This window comes from Paraburkholderia atlantica (genome assembly GCF_009362785.1).
In the GTDB taxonomy this organism is placed as follows: domain Bacteria; phylum Pseudomonadota; class Gammaproteobacteria; order Burkholderiales; family Burkholderiaceae; genus Paraburkholderia; species Paraburkholderia atlantica.
The window spans coordinates 295046-309639 of the sequence record NZ_WHNQ01000006.1; the positions used below are offsets into that span (position 1 = coordinate 295046).

The 14594-nt window shown below is 63.0% G+C and carries 14 protein-coding genes; 7 read left to right on the forward strand and 7 right to left on the reverse strand.

The window, feature by feature from the left end:
- The first annotated feature begins 8 nt into the window (after window positions 1-8).
- A complete protein-coding gene (locus GCT19_RS12010; protein ID WP_152852055.1) occupies window positions 9-632 on the forward strand; it encodes a glutathione S-transferase family protein in 624 nt (207 codons plus the stop codon).
- 157 nt (window positions 633-789) lie between these two features.
- Entirely contained in the window at window positions 790-1134 is a 345-nt protein-coding gene (locus tag GCT19_RS12015) for a hypothetical protein (RefSeq protein WP_013089486.1), read from the forward strand.
- An 82-nt stretch (window positions 1135-1216) separates the two neighbouring features.
- Here GCT19_RS12015 and fabV read toward each other — a convergent pair whose 3' ends face one another.
- Window positions 1217-2413 carry an enoyl-ACP reductase FabV gene (gene fabV / locus GCT19_RS12020; protein ID WP_018434558.1) on the reverse strand — a complete coding sequence of 399 codons (1197 nt, stop codon included), beginning with the start codon at window positions 2411-2413 and terminating at the stop codon, window positions 1217-1219.
- Window positions 2414-2546: 133 nt separating this feature from the next.
- On the opposite strand from fabV, the gene GCT19_RS12025 reads away from it, so the two are divergent.
- Window positions 2547-5063 (forward strand): penicillin-binding protein 1A, encoded by a 2517-nt coding sequence (locus GCT19_RS12025; protein ID WP_321576790.1) that lies wholly within the window; start codon window positions 2547-2549, stop codon window positions 5061-5063.
- 54 nt (window positions 5064-5117) lie between these two features.
- On the opposite strand, the gene GCT19_RS12030 is transcribed toward GCT19_RS12025, so the two are convergent.
- Window positions 5118-6470, reverse strand: coding sequence for an MFS transporter (locus GCT19_RS12030; protein WP_018434560.1), 1353 nt, complete (start codon window positions 6468-6470; stop codon window positions 5118-5120).
- Window positions 6471-6762: 292 nt separating this feature from the next.
- Between GCT19_RS12030 and GCT19_RS12035 the strand changes: the two genes are divergently transcribed.
- On the forward strand, window positions 6763-7170 hold the full coding sequence (locus GCT19_RS12035; protein ID WP_018434561.1) for a hypothetical protein: 408 nt from the start codon (window positions 6763-6765) through the stop codon (window positions 7168-7170).
- A 72-nt stretch (window positions 7171-7242) separates the two neighbouring features.
- Here GCT19_RS12035 and GCT19_RS12040 read toward each other — a convergent pair whose 3' ends face one another.
- From GCT19_RS12040 to GCT19_RS12060, 5 genes are all read right to left on the reverse strand, one after another.
- Window positions 7243-7689 carry a cupin domain-containing protein gene (locus GCT19_RS12040; RefSeq protein ID WP_018434562.1) on the reverse strand — a complete coding sequence of 149 codons (447 nt, stop codon included), beginning with the start codon at window positions 7687-7689 and terminating at the stop codon, window positions 7243-7245.
- Window positions 7690-7693: 4 nt separating this feature from the next.
- Window positions 7694-8377 carry an FMN-dependent NADH-azoreductase gene (locus GCT19_RS12045; RefSeq protein WP_018434563.1) on the reverse strand — a complete coding sequence of 228 codons (684 nt, stop codon included), beginning with the start codon at window positions 8375-8377 and terminating at the stop codon, window positions 7694-7696.
- 104 nt (window positions 8378-8481) lie between these two features.
- Complete coding sequence (locus GCT19_RS12050; RefSeq protein ID WP_018434564.1) at window positions 8482-9555, reverse strand: DNA-binding protein; 1074 nt, start codon at window positions 9553-9555, stop codon at window positions 8482-8484.
- Between the two features lie 420 nt (window positions 9556-9975).
- Entirely contained in the window at window positions 9976-10650 is a 675-nt protein-coding gene (locus GCT19_RS12055; protein WP_026228506.1) for a response regulator transcription factor, read from the reverse strand.
- Between the two features lie 607 nt (window positions 10651-11257).
- The gene (locus tag GCT19_RS12060) at window positions 11258-11977 is read right to left on the reverse strand and encodes a response regulator transcription factor (protein ID WP_013089494.1); all 720 of its coding nucleotides are present in this window, start codon (window positions 11975-11977) and stop codon (window positions 11258-11260) included.
- A 511-nt stretch (window positions 11978-12488) separates the two neighbouring features.
- Between GCT19_RS12060 and GCT19_RS12065 the strand changes: the two genes are divergently transcribed.
- The 3 genes from GCT19_RS12065 (at window position 12489) to GCT19_RS12075 (ending at window position 14550) form a co-directional block, all read left to right on the forward strand.
- Window positions 12489-13175: an NnrU family protein gene (locus tag GCT19_RS12065; protein WP_018434566.1), complete on the forward strand. Its 687-nt coding sequence runs from the start codon at window positions 12489-12491 to the stop codon at window positions 13173-13175.
- 155 nt (window positions 13176-13330) lie between these two features.
- A complete protein-coding gene (locus tag GCT19_RS12070) occupies window positions 13331-14038 on the forward strand; it encodes an SDR family NAD(P)-dependent oxidoreductase (RefSeq protein ID WP_018434567.1) in 708 nt (235 codons plus the stop codon).
- Window positions 14039-14085: 47 nt separating this feature from the next.
- Entirely contained in the window at window positions 14086-14550 is a 465-nt protein-coding gene (locus GCT19_RS12075) for a RidA family protein (RefSeq protein ID WP_018434568.1), read from the forward strand.
- Window positions 14551-14594: the final 44 nt, after the last annotated feature.

A 14594-nucleotide genomic window follows, 5' to 3' on the forward strand; every position in this document is an offset into this window, starting at 1 on the left:
AACCACCGATGCTGCAGATACTCGGCAAGACCACCTCGATCAACGTGCGCAAGGTGCTGTGGACCTGCGCGGAACTCGGACTTGCGTTCGAGCAGGAAGACTGGGGTTCGGGCTTTCGCTCGACCGATGTCGCCGAATTCCGCGCGCTCAATCCGAACGCGATGGTCCCCGTGATTCGCGACGGCAACTTCGTGCTGTGGGAATCGAACTCGATCATCCGTTACCTCGCGAACCGTTATCGCGGTGACGGGCTCTATCCGGCCGATCCGGTCGAGCGCGCGCGCTGCGATCAATGGATCGACTGGCAGGCGAGCGAATTGAACCGCTCGTGGGGCTACGCGTTTCTGGCGCTCGTGCGGCATTCGCCCGAGCATCAGGACCCGCGGCAGATCGCCGCGTCGTGTGCGAACTGGTCGAAGCATATGGCGATCGTCGAGCAGCAACTCGCGCGCACCGGCGCGTATATCGCGGGCGAGGCGTTCTCGCTCGCCGATATTCCGATCGCGCTGTCCGCGAACCGCTGGCTCGAAACGCCGCAGCAGCACGACGATTTGCCGGCGGTAGCCGCTTATATGACGCGCCTGGCCGAGCGCGACGGGTATCGCAGGTATTGCCGTAACGGCACGCCGTAATCGTTGATTCGCGGGCGCTTCGACAACTCGCCGATGCTTACGGAATCCGCCTTTAACGCTTACGCATTGCTTTCGCGTTGCCGCGCCGACGGCTGCTGCGCGGTGTACCCCGCGTCGCCTACAATGGCGCCCATTTAGCGACATTGAAGGTCCAACGATGCGGGTAACGAAATTCGCGCTGGCCGTGCTGACGGCGTGCTTCACTCTGAACGCGAGCGCCGAGATGACTGCCGCCCAATACAAGAAATGGGCGCACGCCGACAACAACTCGATCTATGCGGCGTACATCACCGGCACGATCAATGCGTTCGGCTGGGCGAACGGCGATCTGGTCTCGCGGAAACAGCCGCAGCTGTTCTGTCCGCCAGAAACGCTGGCAATCGGCAACCAGACGGTCTATCCGCTGCTCGATGCGTTCTTCGCGAAGCACCCGGGCATTTCCGACGATTTTCCGATCGGGCTCGCGATTCTGCGCTCGTTGCAGGGCGCGTATCCGTGCTGACGTGTGGAAGGAGTGAGGGGAGGGAGTAAGGCGGGGGCAACAGCAGGGGGCGAGCTCGCGAAGCGGGCCCGCCCCCTATGAATCAAACCTGCACGAGATTCGGAATCTGCACGTCCGGATTGACGTCCGCCTCGTAATCGACGCCCTTCATTTCAAAGCCGAACAGACGCAGGAAATCGGTCTTGTAGCCGGCGAAATCGGTGAGTTCGTAGATGTTGTCGTTGGTCACCTGGTTCCACAGCTCCTGCACGCGGCCTTGCACCTGCGGATCGAGTTCCTTGTAGTCCGCGCGCAGACGGCCTTCGTCGTCCAGATGCGGCTGGCTGCCATAGAGGCTGTCCTTGTAAAGGCCGTAGACCTGCTCGATGCAGCCTTCGTGCGTGCCTTTTTCCTTCATCACCTTGAAGAGCAGCGACAGATACAGCGGCATCATCGGAATCGCCGAGCTCGCCTGCGTGACGACCGCCTTCAGCACCGAGACACGCGCATCGCCGCCGCTGGCCGCGAGCTTTTCACGGATGCCGAGCACCTTCTGGTCGAGATCCTTCTTGGCCGCGCCGATCGAGCCGTTCCAGTAGATGTCGTGCGTGATCTTTTCGCCGAGGTAGGTGAACGCGGTGGTCTTCGCGCCGTCGGCAAGTACGCCGGCTTCGCCCAACGCGTCCATCCACATCTGCCAGTCTTCGCCGCCCATCACCGCGACCGTGTGCGCGATTTCTTCCGGCGTCGCCGGTTCGAGCACGGTTTCCTTGATCACTTCCTTGTCGGTGTCGATGCCGCGCAGATTGACTGCCTTGCCGATCGGCTTAAGGACCGAGCTGAACACTTCACCCGTTTTCGGGTGCTGGCGCTTCGGCGCCGCGAGGCTATAGACGACCAGATCGACCTGGCCGAGATCGCGCTTGATCACTTCGATGGTGCGCGCCTTCACTTCGTCGGAGAACGCGTCGCCGTTGATGCTGGTCGCGTACAGGCCTTCGGCGGTGGCGAACTTCTCGAACGCCGCGGTGTTGTACCAGCCGGCCGTGCCAGCCTTGGTTTCGCTGCCGGCGCGCTCGAAGAACACGCCGAGGGTCGACGCGCCCGAGCCGAACGCGGCGCTGATGCGCGCGGCGAGGCCATAGCCGGTCGACGCACCGATCACGAGCACCTTCTTCGGCCCGTTGGCAATGGGGCCGCGTGCCTTCACATACTCGATCTGTTCCTTGACGTTGGCTTCGCAGCCGGTCGGATGGGTCGATACACAGATGAAGCCACGCACACGCGGTTTGATGATCATGAAGCACCTCTTGTCGGAATTGGCGACATTATAGTGGCCCGCCGGAGCCGCACTCCATCCCACGAATGGAGCAAAAATCGGCGCACTCCCCACATCTTGGTACGATTGCGCCTTTCCCAGCCGACGACAGCACGTGAAGCGCCTCTTTTCCTCCTTTCTGGCGGCCCTCGACAAAGGGCTGACCCTCGCGAACCCGCTGTTCGCGAAGGCCGCGTGGCATTTGCGCCACCCGACCCGCCGCACGTTCGCGTGGGGGCTCGCCGCGCTGCCGGTGCTGTTCGTGCTGTACATGCTGCTGCTGATTCCGTTCACGCCGAGCATCGGCGACATCCGCAAGGCGAAGATCGAGCAGCCCGCGCAGATCCTGTCGGCGGACGGCAAGCTGCTCGCCGAGTTCAAGCCGTCGAACCGCGAGTGGGTCAAGCTGAAGGACATCTCGCCGAACGTCGTCAACGCGCTGATCGCGACCGAGGATCACCGCTTCTATCAGCATTTCGGACTCGACTGGCGGCGCACCGCTTCGGCGGCGCTGCACACGTTCTCCGGCGACCGCCAGGGCGGCTCGACGATCACCCAGCAGCTCGCGCGCAATCTGTATCCCGACGAAATCGGCCGTGCGCCGACGCTGACGCGCAAGCTGAAGGAAGCGATCACCGCGCTGAAGATCGAGGCGTTCTACACGAAGGACGAGATCCTCGAAACCTACCTGAACACGGTGCCGTTCCTGTACAACGCGTACGGCATCGAAATGGCCGCGCGCACCTATTTCGACAAGTCCGCGTCCGAACTGAACGTGCTCGAAGCGGCGACGCTGACCGGCATGCTGAAGGGCAACGCGTACTACAACCCGGTCCTGAACCCCGAGCGCGCGTTGCAGCGGCGCAATACGGTGCTCGCGCAGCTGGTCAAGTACGGCAAACTGACGCCCGCCCAGTACGACGGGCTCGCCCGCAAGCCGCTGCGTCTGGACTTCGAGCGCCAGATCGAGCCGCCCGGACCCGCGCCGCACTTCACGCAGCAGCTGCGCAAATGGCTGGTCGCGTGGGCTGATCGCAACGACTACAACATCTATTCCGATGGACTCGTCGTGCGCACGACGATCGACTCGCTCCTCCAGACGATGGCGACCCAGGCGGTCACGCTGCAGGGCAACCAGTTGCAGAACATCGCGAACTCGGCGTGGGGCACGCGCGCGGGCTGCTCGGCGGACAAGGACCTGCTGCGCACGTTCCTGCGCGAAACGCCCGACTTCCGCGCGGCCAGGGATACGGGCCTGTCCGACGACGACGCGCTCAAACACCTGCTCGCCGATCGCAAGCTCGTGCAAAGCGTGTGCGACACGAAGACGCGCGTGCAGGCCGACTTCCTCGCGATGGACCCGCGCACCGGCGAGATCAAGGCGTGGGTCGGCAGCCGCGACTTTGGCGTTGATCCGTTCGATCACGTGCAGCAGGCGCGCCGTCAGCCGGGCTCGACGTTCAAGCCGTTCGTCTACGCGGCGGCCTTCGAGGCCGGCGCGAAGCCCGACGACAAACTGCCCGACAATCCGGTCCAGATCGAACTCGCCGGCGGCGAACTCTGGAAGCCGAACGACGAGGACGAGCCGAGCGGCCGCATGATCAGCCTGCGCGATGCGCTCGCGTATTCGCGCAACCGCATCACCGCGCAGGTGATGGAGTCGGTCGGTCCGAACCGGGTCGCGAAGCTCGCGCGGGCGATGGGCGTGCGCGACAGCCAGCTCGACCCGGTGCCGTCGCTTGCGCTCGGCACGAGCCCGGTCACGCTGAAGGAAATGGTGTCGGCGTACAGCACGATCGCGAACCTCGGCGGCTACGTCGAGCCGCTGATGGTCACGCGCATCGAGGACCGCAACGGCAATCTGCTCGCCGAATTCAGCCCGGCCACGCCGAGGCGCGAGTTGCCCGCCGACGCGGCGCGCACGCTCGTCGACGTGATGCGCGACGTCGTCAGCCGCGGCACCGGCGCGAGTATCCGCACGCGCTTCGGCGTGCGCGGCGACGTCGCGGGCAAGACCGGCACGACCCAGGGCAACGCGGATGGCTGGTTCATCCTGATGCAACCGCAACTGGTGGCGGGGGCGTGGGTCGGCTTCAATGACAGCCGCGTGACGTTGCGCAGCGATTACTGGGGGCAGGGGGCGCATAGCGCGCTGCCGATCGTCGGCGATTTCTTCCAGCGCGCGCAGCGCTCGCGGCTCGTCGACAGCCACATGAAATTCGATACCGCACAGCAGCCCGGCTGGTTCGCGGAGCGCGCCGAGCGTTTGCGCAACTGGATCGAGAGCCTGTTCGCGCGCACGCCGGCGCAGCCGGACAAGCAGGTCGTGGCGCGTGCTCCGGCGCGGCGCGCACCGGTGGCGCCGCCGGCGTCTGCCGTGGCTGCACCGGCGGCGTCAGAGGCAGCGGGCGCGTCCGCGGTGCAGGGCGAAGTGCGCGAAATGCCGCCGTTGCTGCCGGCGCCTGGGTCGGAAGCGGCTCCCACGACCCCGCCCGGTAATACCGTCGACGGTGAAACGCATGGCGGCGGTGCGGCCGCGCTCGCGCCGACCCCGACGCCAGACGACGTCGTGCCGCCCGATGCGCGCGCTCAGGGCGGCGAAAGGTCGAATAACGGCAGCGGGGCGAACTGAATGCGACCCGGGCGCGCTGCCCGGGTGCGTATCGAACTCGGTGAGGCAGAAGGGCTAAGGTCTCGCGACGCCCGCTTCACCCGACGGCCGCGCATGCGGATTCCCATGCACCGTCTCGAGCGACGTGTCGTGATGCAGCAACAGCACCGCCGCCATCCCGATCAGCCCCGCTCCCGAGAGGCATAGCAGCCCGGCGCCGAAGCCGCCGGTGCTGTCCTTGATCCAGCCCATCGCGAACGGGCCGAAGAAACCCGCCAGATTGCCGAGCGAATTGATCGCGGCGATGCCGCCCGCAGCCGCCGCGCCCGACAGGAACGCGGCCGGCAAGGTCCAGATCACCGGCAGGCAACCGAAGATGCCGAAGCCGGCAATCGACAGCGCAACCATCTTCAGCACCGGATTGTCGAGTCCGGCCGAGACCGCGATGCCGCCAGCCGCAATGAACAGCGCAATCGCGACGTGCCAGCGGCGCTCCAGGTGGCGATCCGAATGCCGCCCCCACACGATCATGCCGATGAGCCCGATCACGTACGGCAGCGACGTGACGAAACCCGTCTGGAGATTGGTCAGACCGAAGGCCTTCACGATCTGCGGCAGGAAGAAGCTCAGGCCGTAGTTGGTCGCATTCGCGCCAAAATAGATCAGCGCGATGGCGAGCACGCGCGGATTGATCAGCGCCTCCTTCACGCTGAAGTGGCGCACCGCCTCGCGATGCTCACGCTCCTGCTTCTGGCGCGCGATCAGCCAGTCGCGCTCCTCGGTGCTGAGCCAGGTGGCATCGGCGGGCTTGTCGGTCAGATAGAACAGCACCGCGAACGACAGCAATACCGCGGGCGCCGCCTCGATCAGATACAGCCACTGCCAGCCGCCGAGCCCACCGATGCCGTCGAGCGAAAGCAGCGCGCCGGAGATCGGGCCGCCGATCACCGTCGATAGCGGAATTGCCGCCATGAAATAGCCGACCACGCGCCCGCGATACGCGGCTGGAAACCACAAGGTCAGCAGAAAAATGATGCCCGGGAAAAAGCCGGCCTCGGCGATGCCGAGCAGAATCCGCAGGCCGTAAAACACGTGCGCGGGCGAGAGCCCGGTGAAGCGCGCGATGTCCGGAATGAAGGCCATCGCGCCCGCGAGAATGCCCCACGAGAACATGATTCGCGCGATCCAGCGGCGTGCGCCGAATCGTTCGAGCAGCAGGTTCGACGGCACTTCGAAAAAGAAGTACGCGAGAAAGAACACGCCCGCGCCGAAGCCGAACGCGCTCGCGGACAGATCGAGCGCCTTGTTCATCTGCAACGCGGCGAAGCCGACGTTGACGCGATCCAGATAAGCGATGAAGTAGCACAGCATCAGAAACGGGATGAGCCGCATCGTGACGCGGTGAAGGGTACGTGCCTCGAGATCCATATATGTCTCCTCCGGTTCGGCGACCGGTGTATGCCGCTATGTGGTGGGGTCCGCGGTTCGATATGCCTGTCCGTCGAACAGGCATCGCTACAGACTAAACGCTCAAAAGGGATTCTGGAAGCTCTTTCGTGAACCACATGGTCCGCTCATTGCGGACGTCGTCGCGGCATCGCGCTTGTGTCCATTGTTAAGAGCCGCGCAACAGTGTTTTCGGTTGTATCGGCTGATCTTGCGCGAACGATTCCGGATAATTACTGCCTGACTAATCAGTTAAAAATGCAGGTGATCCACGATGTCGAATCAGGGTTCGGACAGTCTTGCCGAAGCGTGCAAAACGGTGCGGGAATGTGAAGCCGAGCGCGTCGCGAAAGTGGCAGGCGCAGAAAGGAAGAGGGCGCCGCTGCTCACGCGCATGCGCGCAGCGGTCGCGGTTGCGCTCGCATGCGCGAGTCTGGTCGGCTGTGCGTCGAGCACGGATGTGGTCGCGAGCGGCAAGGCCGGCAGCTACACGGTCGCCGCGAGCGCGACCGGTGGGCGCATGGCCTGGGCGCGCGCGCATGAACTCGCGATGAACGAGGCGCGCGACTACTGCGATCGTCGCGGCATGCAAAGCAGCGTGAACAGGGAGACCGTCAGCGGCGTCAGCGCGATGACCGCGCACGCGTCGTCGGTCAGTTTCGAGTGTCATCCGCGCTTCTGACGCAGCGTGGCGCGCGGCTCGTTGCACTTGCATCGATCCGCGCGGGCGGCGAGTGCCGCCGCCCGATGACAGTCATTTTTTATCGAACGTCACCAGGTGTTGGTCGTTCGTATCCGCGACGAAAATCGCCAGCAGTTTTGCGGGCTCGGTCGTGCTCGCGTTCTCGCTGACCATGTGATGCGCGCCGGGCTTCTCGGTCCACGATTCGCCCGCATGGTAGACCCGCTCGGCCCCGCTATCGACACGGCTGCGGATCGCGCCCGACAGCACATAGCCCACCACGAACGCCTGGCCATGCCGATGCGGCGCCGATTTGCCGCCCGGCACATAGTCGACGACGAGCGCGGTCATCGTCTTGCCCGGCACGTTCGCGATCGGTACGGCGAAAGCGGGGGCGATGGTTTCGTGAGGGGCAGCGCTCGCCTCACCGGTGTCGGCGGCAAAGGCGGACTGCCACGTTCCCGCGAGCGCCGCGCCGGCGAGCAGTGCCGACGCGAATAGAGTGCGGATCGTATTCATAGCTTCACTCCACGACAGTCTGGCACAACGCCTCGGCTTGCTGGTTTGCCACCCGTTCGCCTTGTGCCCACTGCGCCGCAACCGTGGCCAATTCTTCACGCGCTCGTTCGAGCGCCGCGGTCCGCGCTTCGGGATTGGCGAACTGTAGCGGCTGCGCATTGACGAAAGTCGGCGCGGCGACGCCAAGAAAACCGAATGCCGCCTTCAGCGCGGGCGTTAGCGCATCCATCGATTCATACGGCGAGCCCGCGCGCAGATCCGCGCCGCGGCTCGTGATGAACAACACCTTGTGGCGGCCGAGCTGCCCGACGATGTGGCCGTCTTCCGCGTGCAGGTAGGTCACGCCGGTCCGCGTGACGCTGTCGATGAACGCCTTGAACACCGACGGCATCGACCAGTTGTACATCGGCATGGCGAACACCAGCGCGTCGGCGGCGAGCAGGCGCGCACACAGCGCATCCGACGCCGCCAGCGTCGCCCGCATCGCGGCCGTGCGCTCCTGCGCGGCCGTGTAGGTGGCGATCGCGAACGCTTCGTTGACGTGTGGTGGTGTATCGACCGTCACATCCAGATAGTCGACGTCGAACTCGACGCGCTCTTCGCGCAGACGCTCGAGAAAATAGCGGGCGAGTGCGCGGGAATTGGATCGCTCGCGCTTCGCGCTGGCGTCGACGTGCATGATCTTCATGTTGACCGTCCTTGCGGTGGGATTAACGTGAGATCAGATTAGACGGTCGACTGGTTTGGTGGAATAACCGGTTTTGTCGAATTCGAGGTGGCCACTTGTGCCACTTATTGCGACTCGGGTGGTTTGGCGTTGGACGAACGTTTGACGAACGGTCCGCCTGAGAAACCCGCCGCTGCGCGGCCTTGCGCGGATGATTTTCCGCGGGCGCGGCGGGCAGGGCGCGCGGATGTTCTTTCCGTTCGCGTGGTCTCGATCTGCCGCGACAGCGTGTAGATGCGCTGGCGCAGCAGGTCGGTCGCAGCCGCCCGTTCAGTCAGCAACGCATCCTTTTCCGCGAGCTGCCCGCGGGTCTCGGCATGCCGCGCCGCAGAGGCAGCCAGTTCCGCCTTCGATGCGGCCAACTCATCCCGCAGCGCGTCGCGCTCGGTTCGCGCTTCGGCTTCGAGCGTCGCCGCCCGTTCATGACTCGCCTGAAGCTCCTTGCGCAGATGTTGCGCCGCGGCCCGTTCACCGTCGATTTCCAGCAATGCGCGCTTTTCCGCCGCGGCGAGCCGCTGCTCGTTCTGCTCGTGCGAGCGGCGCAGCTTCGCCAGTTCGTCGGCGAAATCGCGGCGGGCATCGGCGAGCGCGGCGGCTCCTGCCGCGATTTCTTCCTTCGATGTCGTCAGTTGCGCTGCCAGCATGTCGTTGGCGGTTTGCAGCTCGACGATCCGCGCCTCGAGACCGGCAATCCGGGTGCGCAGGGTCGCGGCGTCGTTGGCCGACTGTTCTGCCTCGTCGACGGCTTCCTGACGCTGCCTGTCTCGTTGCTCGGCCTGTTCTTTCGCCGCGGCGATTTGCGCGTCGGCGTCCTGCCTGAATACGTCGAGCGCGGCGGTCGCAGCGTCGCTGGATAGACGCCACATCTGCGCCGCGAATTCGCCGGCGGCCGCTGCGACCTCGGGCGGCAAATCCGGACGGCCGACGTCGACGCGCGTTTTGTCACGCACGTCGCTCCAGAAATCGCGCAACGCCCTGGCCGGCGCGCTCATGCTGCCTTTGCGCACCAACTGATACAGGCGGTTCGCGGTCGGAGTTTCGCCGTAGCGGAAAAACAGCAGCGCGCAGACTTCGCGATAAAGCGTCTGCGTGTCGGGCGCGTTCTGACGGGCGACTTCGATATCGGCTTCGAGGGTCATGGGAAAGCGCCTTGGGGATGATCGAGTTCGAAGAAATCTTATACACGACATTATAGTACTAATGTCGTGTTTAAGGACATGGTGTGTAGTGTATTTATCGCCTTACGTTGTATTATCAACACTCTGTCGGATTTTGTCTTGCCCAGCACTTGCCACCTGGGATGTTGCGGCGCTGAGATTCAACAACGCCGCTTCAGGCGGCCTGCGACGTGGAAAGTCCTACGGGCTGGAGACTCGGTGCTCGATGGGTAGTGGCCGCGATCATTTGTGATCGCGACAGATGATTTGCTGATATGGAGTGCCCTCATTCGGCCGCAGTCGCTCGGTCCGACAGCGGCAGCGTCGCAGGGAAGTCGGGACTCGGGTCATGCTCACGCTGAATTGAGCCTGAGACCCCAAACACTTACGAGTCGCGCTGTGCTACGAATTAGCCGGCTCCGCGGACGACACCAATCCGCTTTCGATTCCATAACGCACCAGGTCCGCGTCTCGTTCGATACTCAGTTTGAGCATTGCCGTGCTTTTTTGCGTACTGATCGTTTTTTTACTGCGACGCAAAAGCTCGCCAATTTCCGTTACGGTCATCCCGGAAACAAACAGGCGTACGACCTCCAGTTCACAGCGCGTCAATGCGGCTCCGGCGGTGTTGCCGCGCGCACCCGGTTTGATCGTGTCTGAGATCGCCGCCATGCGCGGCGACAGATAGCGACCATTCGCGTAGGCGGCATGTACCGCGATCGTCAGGTTGCTGATCGGATCAGCCTTGCTGAAAATACAGGAGTGACCTCCTTGCATCAGCAGGCGCACAACCGCCGGATTTTCCATCATGCTCAGCACAACCACGCGCACGTGCGGAGAGTGCTGGCGAATGGCCGCGAAAAGCGCCAGTCCGTCGCCATAACGTCCGCCGGGCATCACGTAGTCCGAGACAACCACGTCGCAAGGCGAGTTGGTGAGAGCGGCCATCAGTTCGGTCGAATTTTTCGCCGTGCCAACAACCGAGATCGTGCTGCTTCTTTCGAGTTCGTATCGCACCCCTTCGAGAATCACTGGATGATCGTCTGCGAGTATTACGCGGATTCTTGATGTGGTCATAACCGACTTCCGTAGCAATGTAATTTGAGGCGTCGGAGACGCCATTAAAAATGAGGGGTTCGCGTGACCAGACCCGATGACCAAAGCGAGCCGCGAAGCACCGTGTCATCGGCTCGTACGCAGGTGATGCCGCCCCTGTCGATTACCCTGCCCGGTCAACTCAGCCATCTGAGCGATGGCTTTCCATACGTTTCTGCTGCGCTGCCGCCTTACGACAGACGCTGTCAATGAGCCCCTATAAAAAAACGCGGCTGATCGCAGCGCAGATCAACCGTGGCGGAAACTCAAGTGCATTTCCACGTCGTGCTTCTCGTGTCGTGTCCTATTGACAATGGACGGGCGTAGACTTTATCTACGCCGCATCGGATCAGTAATAGGCTCAGTCTTATAAGTGAGGAATTTCAGAAAATAGGACGGGCGTACGTTCGCGGTGCTTCCAAAGGACAGACGCGCCTACGTCACTGCGACAGCCAGGAATCGCGGACTTGCACTTGCCACGCATGCGTTCTTCAGAGCGACTATCCGGCCAACGACGGAATGCAGATCCGCAAAAATGCAAGCGTCCCGTAAGAGATTTACTTTTGAAAAACGGAGTCGCGTCCCGCATTTATTCTGTGGAGGAAGAACTGTCAGACGTCTTCTGCGACGAAGTCACGAGCCCATTTTCCATCGCGTACCGAAACAGATCGACTTCTCGTTCAATGCCGAGTTTTTCCATCGCCTTCGATTTCTGCGTGCTGATGGTTTTCTTGCTGCGACTCAATTTCTCGGCAATCTCGTTCACAGTCAGCCCGGATGCAAACAGACGCACAACTTCGGATTCGCGCTGACTCAGCACGTCCGATGAGCCCCTGCCCCGACGGTTCCAGTCGATCGACTGGACGATCTGATTGATCGTTGGCGAATAATATTTGCCGCCGCTATGGACGGCATGAACGGCAGGAATAAGGTGGGTGCCAGCATCGGATTTGCTGACGATGCACGTTACACCTTGTGTAACGAGCGCACGTATCACCGCCGGGTTGTCCAGCATGGTTAGAACGACGATCTTGATCGCGGGATAGCGACGTTTGATCAGAGAGAACAGCGCGATTCCATCACCGTATTCGCCGGCAGGCATTGCGTAATCGGATACGAGAACGTCGCATTGTGTGCTCGTGAGAAGCGCGATCAACTCAGTCGAATTCCTCGCTGTACCGACCAGCTGGATCGTCTTCACCTCTGCAAACTCATGCGAGATGCCGCTGAGCATGACGGGGTGGTCATCGGCAAGGATGACCCGAATTGCGAACGCATCCATATTGTCAATATCGTCGAGATAGGACATTTGTATGATAGTCAGCGCCGGGATGTTTGCTCTGCGGGTTTACCTTCACGCTTTGCGATCCTGGGTTCTTTTCATCCAATGACCTGAGACGTTTAATTTATTGCGTGGAAAGGTCACCCTAGTCCATCCTCGTCATCAGTAAACCCATTCTTGGTCTAAATCCTCCAGGGAGCGCACCCCGACGCGGTGCCCATTGCCCCGCCTGCGCGGCCGATCCGATGGCGAGTGTCCCCGCCGTTGCGACGATGAGACTACCCATGAGGGCATTCCGGCTGAACATGATCTCTCTGCCTTGCAAAGTTGACTTCAGCGATCGATCGATCATCTACTCTCTTTAACGACGGGCGGCTCACGTCCCGTCGACGGGCCGTGCAAAGGCTAGTAACCCAAGCCGGCTGCCCGCACGCGCCAATCGAACTCGCGAAGGGCTTGCCGCGCTCATTGCGGCACACGAAGTAGTATTCTCCAGTGCACACGTTCGACCGAACATCTGACTCGAGGAGCCGGGCCCATGGAAAGCACACTTGTCGTGGCGGCGTTCGCTTTTGTCGGCAGCCACTTTCTCCTGTCCCATCCGCTGCGGGCCGGTATGGTCCGGGCAATCGGCGAACGGGCCGCCATGGGCGTCTATTCGCTGATCGCGATTCTGACTTTCGGCTGGATGGTCATGGCTTACGACCGGACGCCCGTCTCCGAGCCGCTATGGCCGGCAGGCAACGTGCTGTGGGCGGTTGTGACCGTGGTCATGCTGATCGCATCGATCCTTCTGATGGGTTCGCTGATCCGCAACCCGGCGTTGCCCACCGGTGGCCGGCCCGCCGCTCTGCCCGAAGCGGCGCACGGCGTGTACGCGGTCACACGTCACCCGATGATGTGGTCGTTCGCGCTGTGGGGGCTGTGCCATATCGCCGTGCTCCCGGTCACCCGAAACATCGTGCTTGCCGGGGCGATCATCATCCTCGCGCTGGTCGGCGCCGCATTGCAGGACCGCAAGAAGCGGCGGCTGCAACCCGATCTGTGGCCCGCATGGGAATCGAAGACGAGCTATCTGCCGTTCGCGGCGATCGCCGCCGGCCGCGCGCGGCTGGGTGGGTTCGGCATGCACGCGCTGGTTGGCGGCGTGGTTTTCTGGCTCGTGGCGACCTGGGCGCATATCCCTCTCTCCGGTTGGCCGGCGGGCATCTGGCGCTGGCTGTAACCGGCGCCGATTCCACGAGATTTGTTCTCGTGGCGCAAGACTCTTTGTCCACGGTGTGTGTTCGAATTCGCGGCGGATGCGCCTACAGTGCGCTGCATCGGGTCCATCGATTCGAACGGCCAGCAGGCCGAATCAATCACACTGTGAGACAAACCATGAGCACTTCCAAGGTTGTCATCGTTACCGGCGCATCGCAAGGCATCGGCGCTGAAACCGTCAAGGCTTTCCGCGCGCAGGGTCATCGCGTCGTCGCCACGGCTCGTTCGATCGCACCGGCCGTCGAGGCCGACTATGTCGCCGTGGCCGGCGACCTCGGCGACGCTACTACCGCTCGCCGCGTCGTCGACGCTGCCATCGAGCACTTCGGCCGCGTCGATACACTCGTCAACAACGCGGGCATCTTCATCGCGAAGCCTTTCACGCAGTACACCGCCGAAGACTACGCGGCGATCCTGAACGTGAACCTGAACGGCTTCTTTTACATTACCCAATACGCGATCGAAGCGATGCAGAAGCATGGCACCGGCCACGTGGTCAGCGTGACCACGACGCTCGCGGAAAAGGCAAACAGCAAGGTGCCGTCGGTGCTCGCGTCGCTGACGAAAGGCGGTCTGAATGCCGCGACACGTTCGCTCGCCATCGAATATGCGCGCGCCGGTATCCGCGCCAATGCGGTGTCGCCCGGCATCATCAAATCGCCGATGCATCCCGCCGAATCGCACGCGACGCTCGCCGCGATGCATCCGGTCGGGCGCATGGGCGACATGAGTGACATCGTCAATGCGATCCTGTATCTCGACTCGGCACCGTTCGTGACTGGCGAAATCCTGCACGTGGACGGCGGCCAGAGCGCAGGCCAGTAAATGGTCTAGCGCCGCCCGCACTCGACACCACACTCAAGGAGTTCATCATGTCCGTCCAACAGAAACTCGCCGAACTCGGTCTCGAACTGCCTGCTCCGCCGCAACCGCTCGGCAGCTATACGGCTGTCAGCGAAGCCGGCAACCTGCTCTTCGTCTCCGGGCAGGTGCCGCTGTCCGCCGGCAAGATGGTCTATACGGGGCGCGTCGGCGAGACCCTGACGCTCGAACAGGGCCGCAAGGCGGCCCAACTCGCCGGGCTCAACGTGCTCGCGCAGATCTCGCGGCATCTCGGCGGCTTCGAGCGCCTGCATCACATCGTTCGCGTCGAGGGGCACGTCAGTTCCGCCAATGGTTTTTACGATCAGCCTGCCGTGGTCGACGGCGCGTCGGATCTGTTCGCCGCCGTGCTTGGTGACAAGGCTGGACATGCGCGTTCGGCGTTCTCGCATAGCCAGGGTCCCGCCAACGCCGCCGTCGTGATCGTCGTCATCGCTGAGATTCTGCCCGTCTGATCGACTCGCACCGCGCACGACGCTTGCCCTTCCCGCTTCGCGGC

What these genes read in the sequence shown, in the direction of transcription:
- GCT19_RS12010 (WP_152852055.1), top strand. Translation starts at nt 9, where the DNA reads ATGCTGCAGATACTCGGCAAGACCACCTCGATCAACGTGCGCAAGGTG.
- GCT19_RS12015 (WP_013089486.1), top strand. Translation starts at nt 790, where the DNA reads ATGCGGGTAACGAAATTCGCGCTGGCCGTGCTGACGGCGTGCTTCACT.
- fabV (WP_018434558.1), bottom strand. Translation starts at nt 2,413, where the DNA reads ATGATCATCAAACCGCGTGTGCGTGGCTTCATCTGTGTATCGACCCAT.
- GCT19_RS12030 (WP_018434560.1), bottom strand. Translation starts at nt 6,470, where the DNA reads ATGGATCTCGAGGCACGTACCCTTCACCGCGTCACGATGCGGCTCATC.
- GCT19_RS12035 (WP_018434561.1), top strand. Translation starts at nt 6,763, where the DNA reads ATGTCGAATCAGGGTTCGGACAGTCTTGCCGAAGCGTGCAAAACGGTG.
- GCT19_RS12040 (WP_018434562.1), bottom strand. Translation starts at nt 7,689, where the DNA reads ATGAATACGATCCGCACTCTATTCGCGTCGGCACTGCTCGCCGGCGCG.
- GCT19_RS12045 (WP_018434563.1), bottom strand. Translation starts at nt 8,377, where the DNA reads ATGAAGATCATGCACGTCGACGCCAGCGCGAAGCGCGAGCGATCCAAT.
- GCT19_RS12050 (WP_018434564.1), bottom strand. Translation starts at nt 9,555, where the DNA reads ATGACCCTCGAAGCCGATATCGAAGTCGCCCGTCAGAACGCGCCCGAC.
- GCT19_RS12055 (WP_026228506.1), bottom strand. Translation starts at nt 10,650, where the DNA reads ATGACCACATCAAGAATCCGCGTAATACTCGCAGACGATCATCCAGTG.
- GCT19_RS12060 (WP_013089494.1), bottom strand. Translation starts at nt 11,977, where the DNA reads ATGTCCTATCTCGACGATATTGACAATATGGATGCGTTCGCAATTCGG.
- GCT19_RS12065 (WP_018434566.1), top strand. Translation starts at nt 12,489, where the DNA reads ATGGAAAGCACACTTGTCGTGGCGGCGTTCGCTTTTGTCGGCAGCCAC.
- GCT19_RS12070 (WP_018434567.1), top strand. Translation starts at nt 13,331, where the DNA reads ATGAGCACTTCCAAGGTTGTCATCGTTACCGGCGCATCGCAAGGCATC.
- GCT19_RS12075 (WP_018434568.1), top strand. Translation starts at nt 14,086, where the DNA reads ATGTCCGTCCAACAGAAACTCGCCGAACTCGGTCTCGAACTGCCTGCT.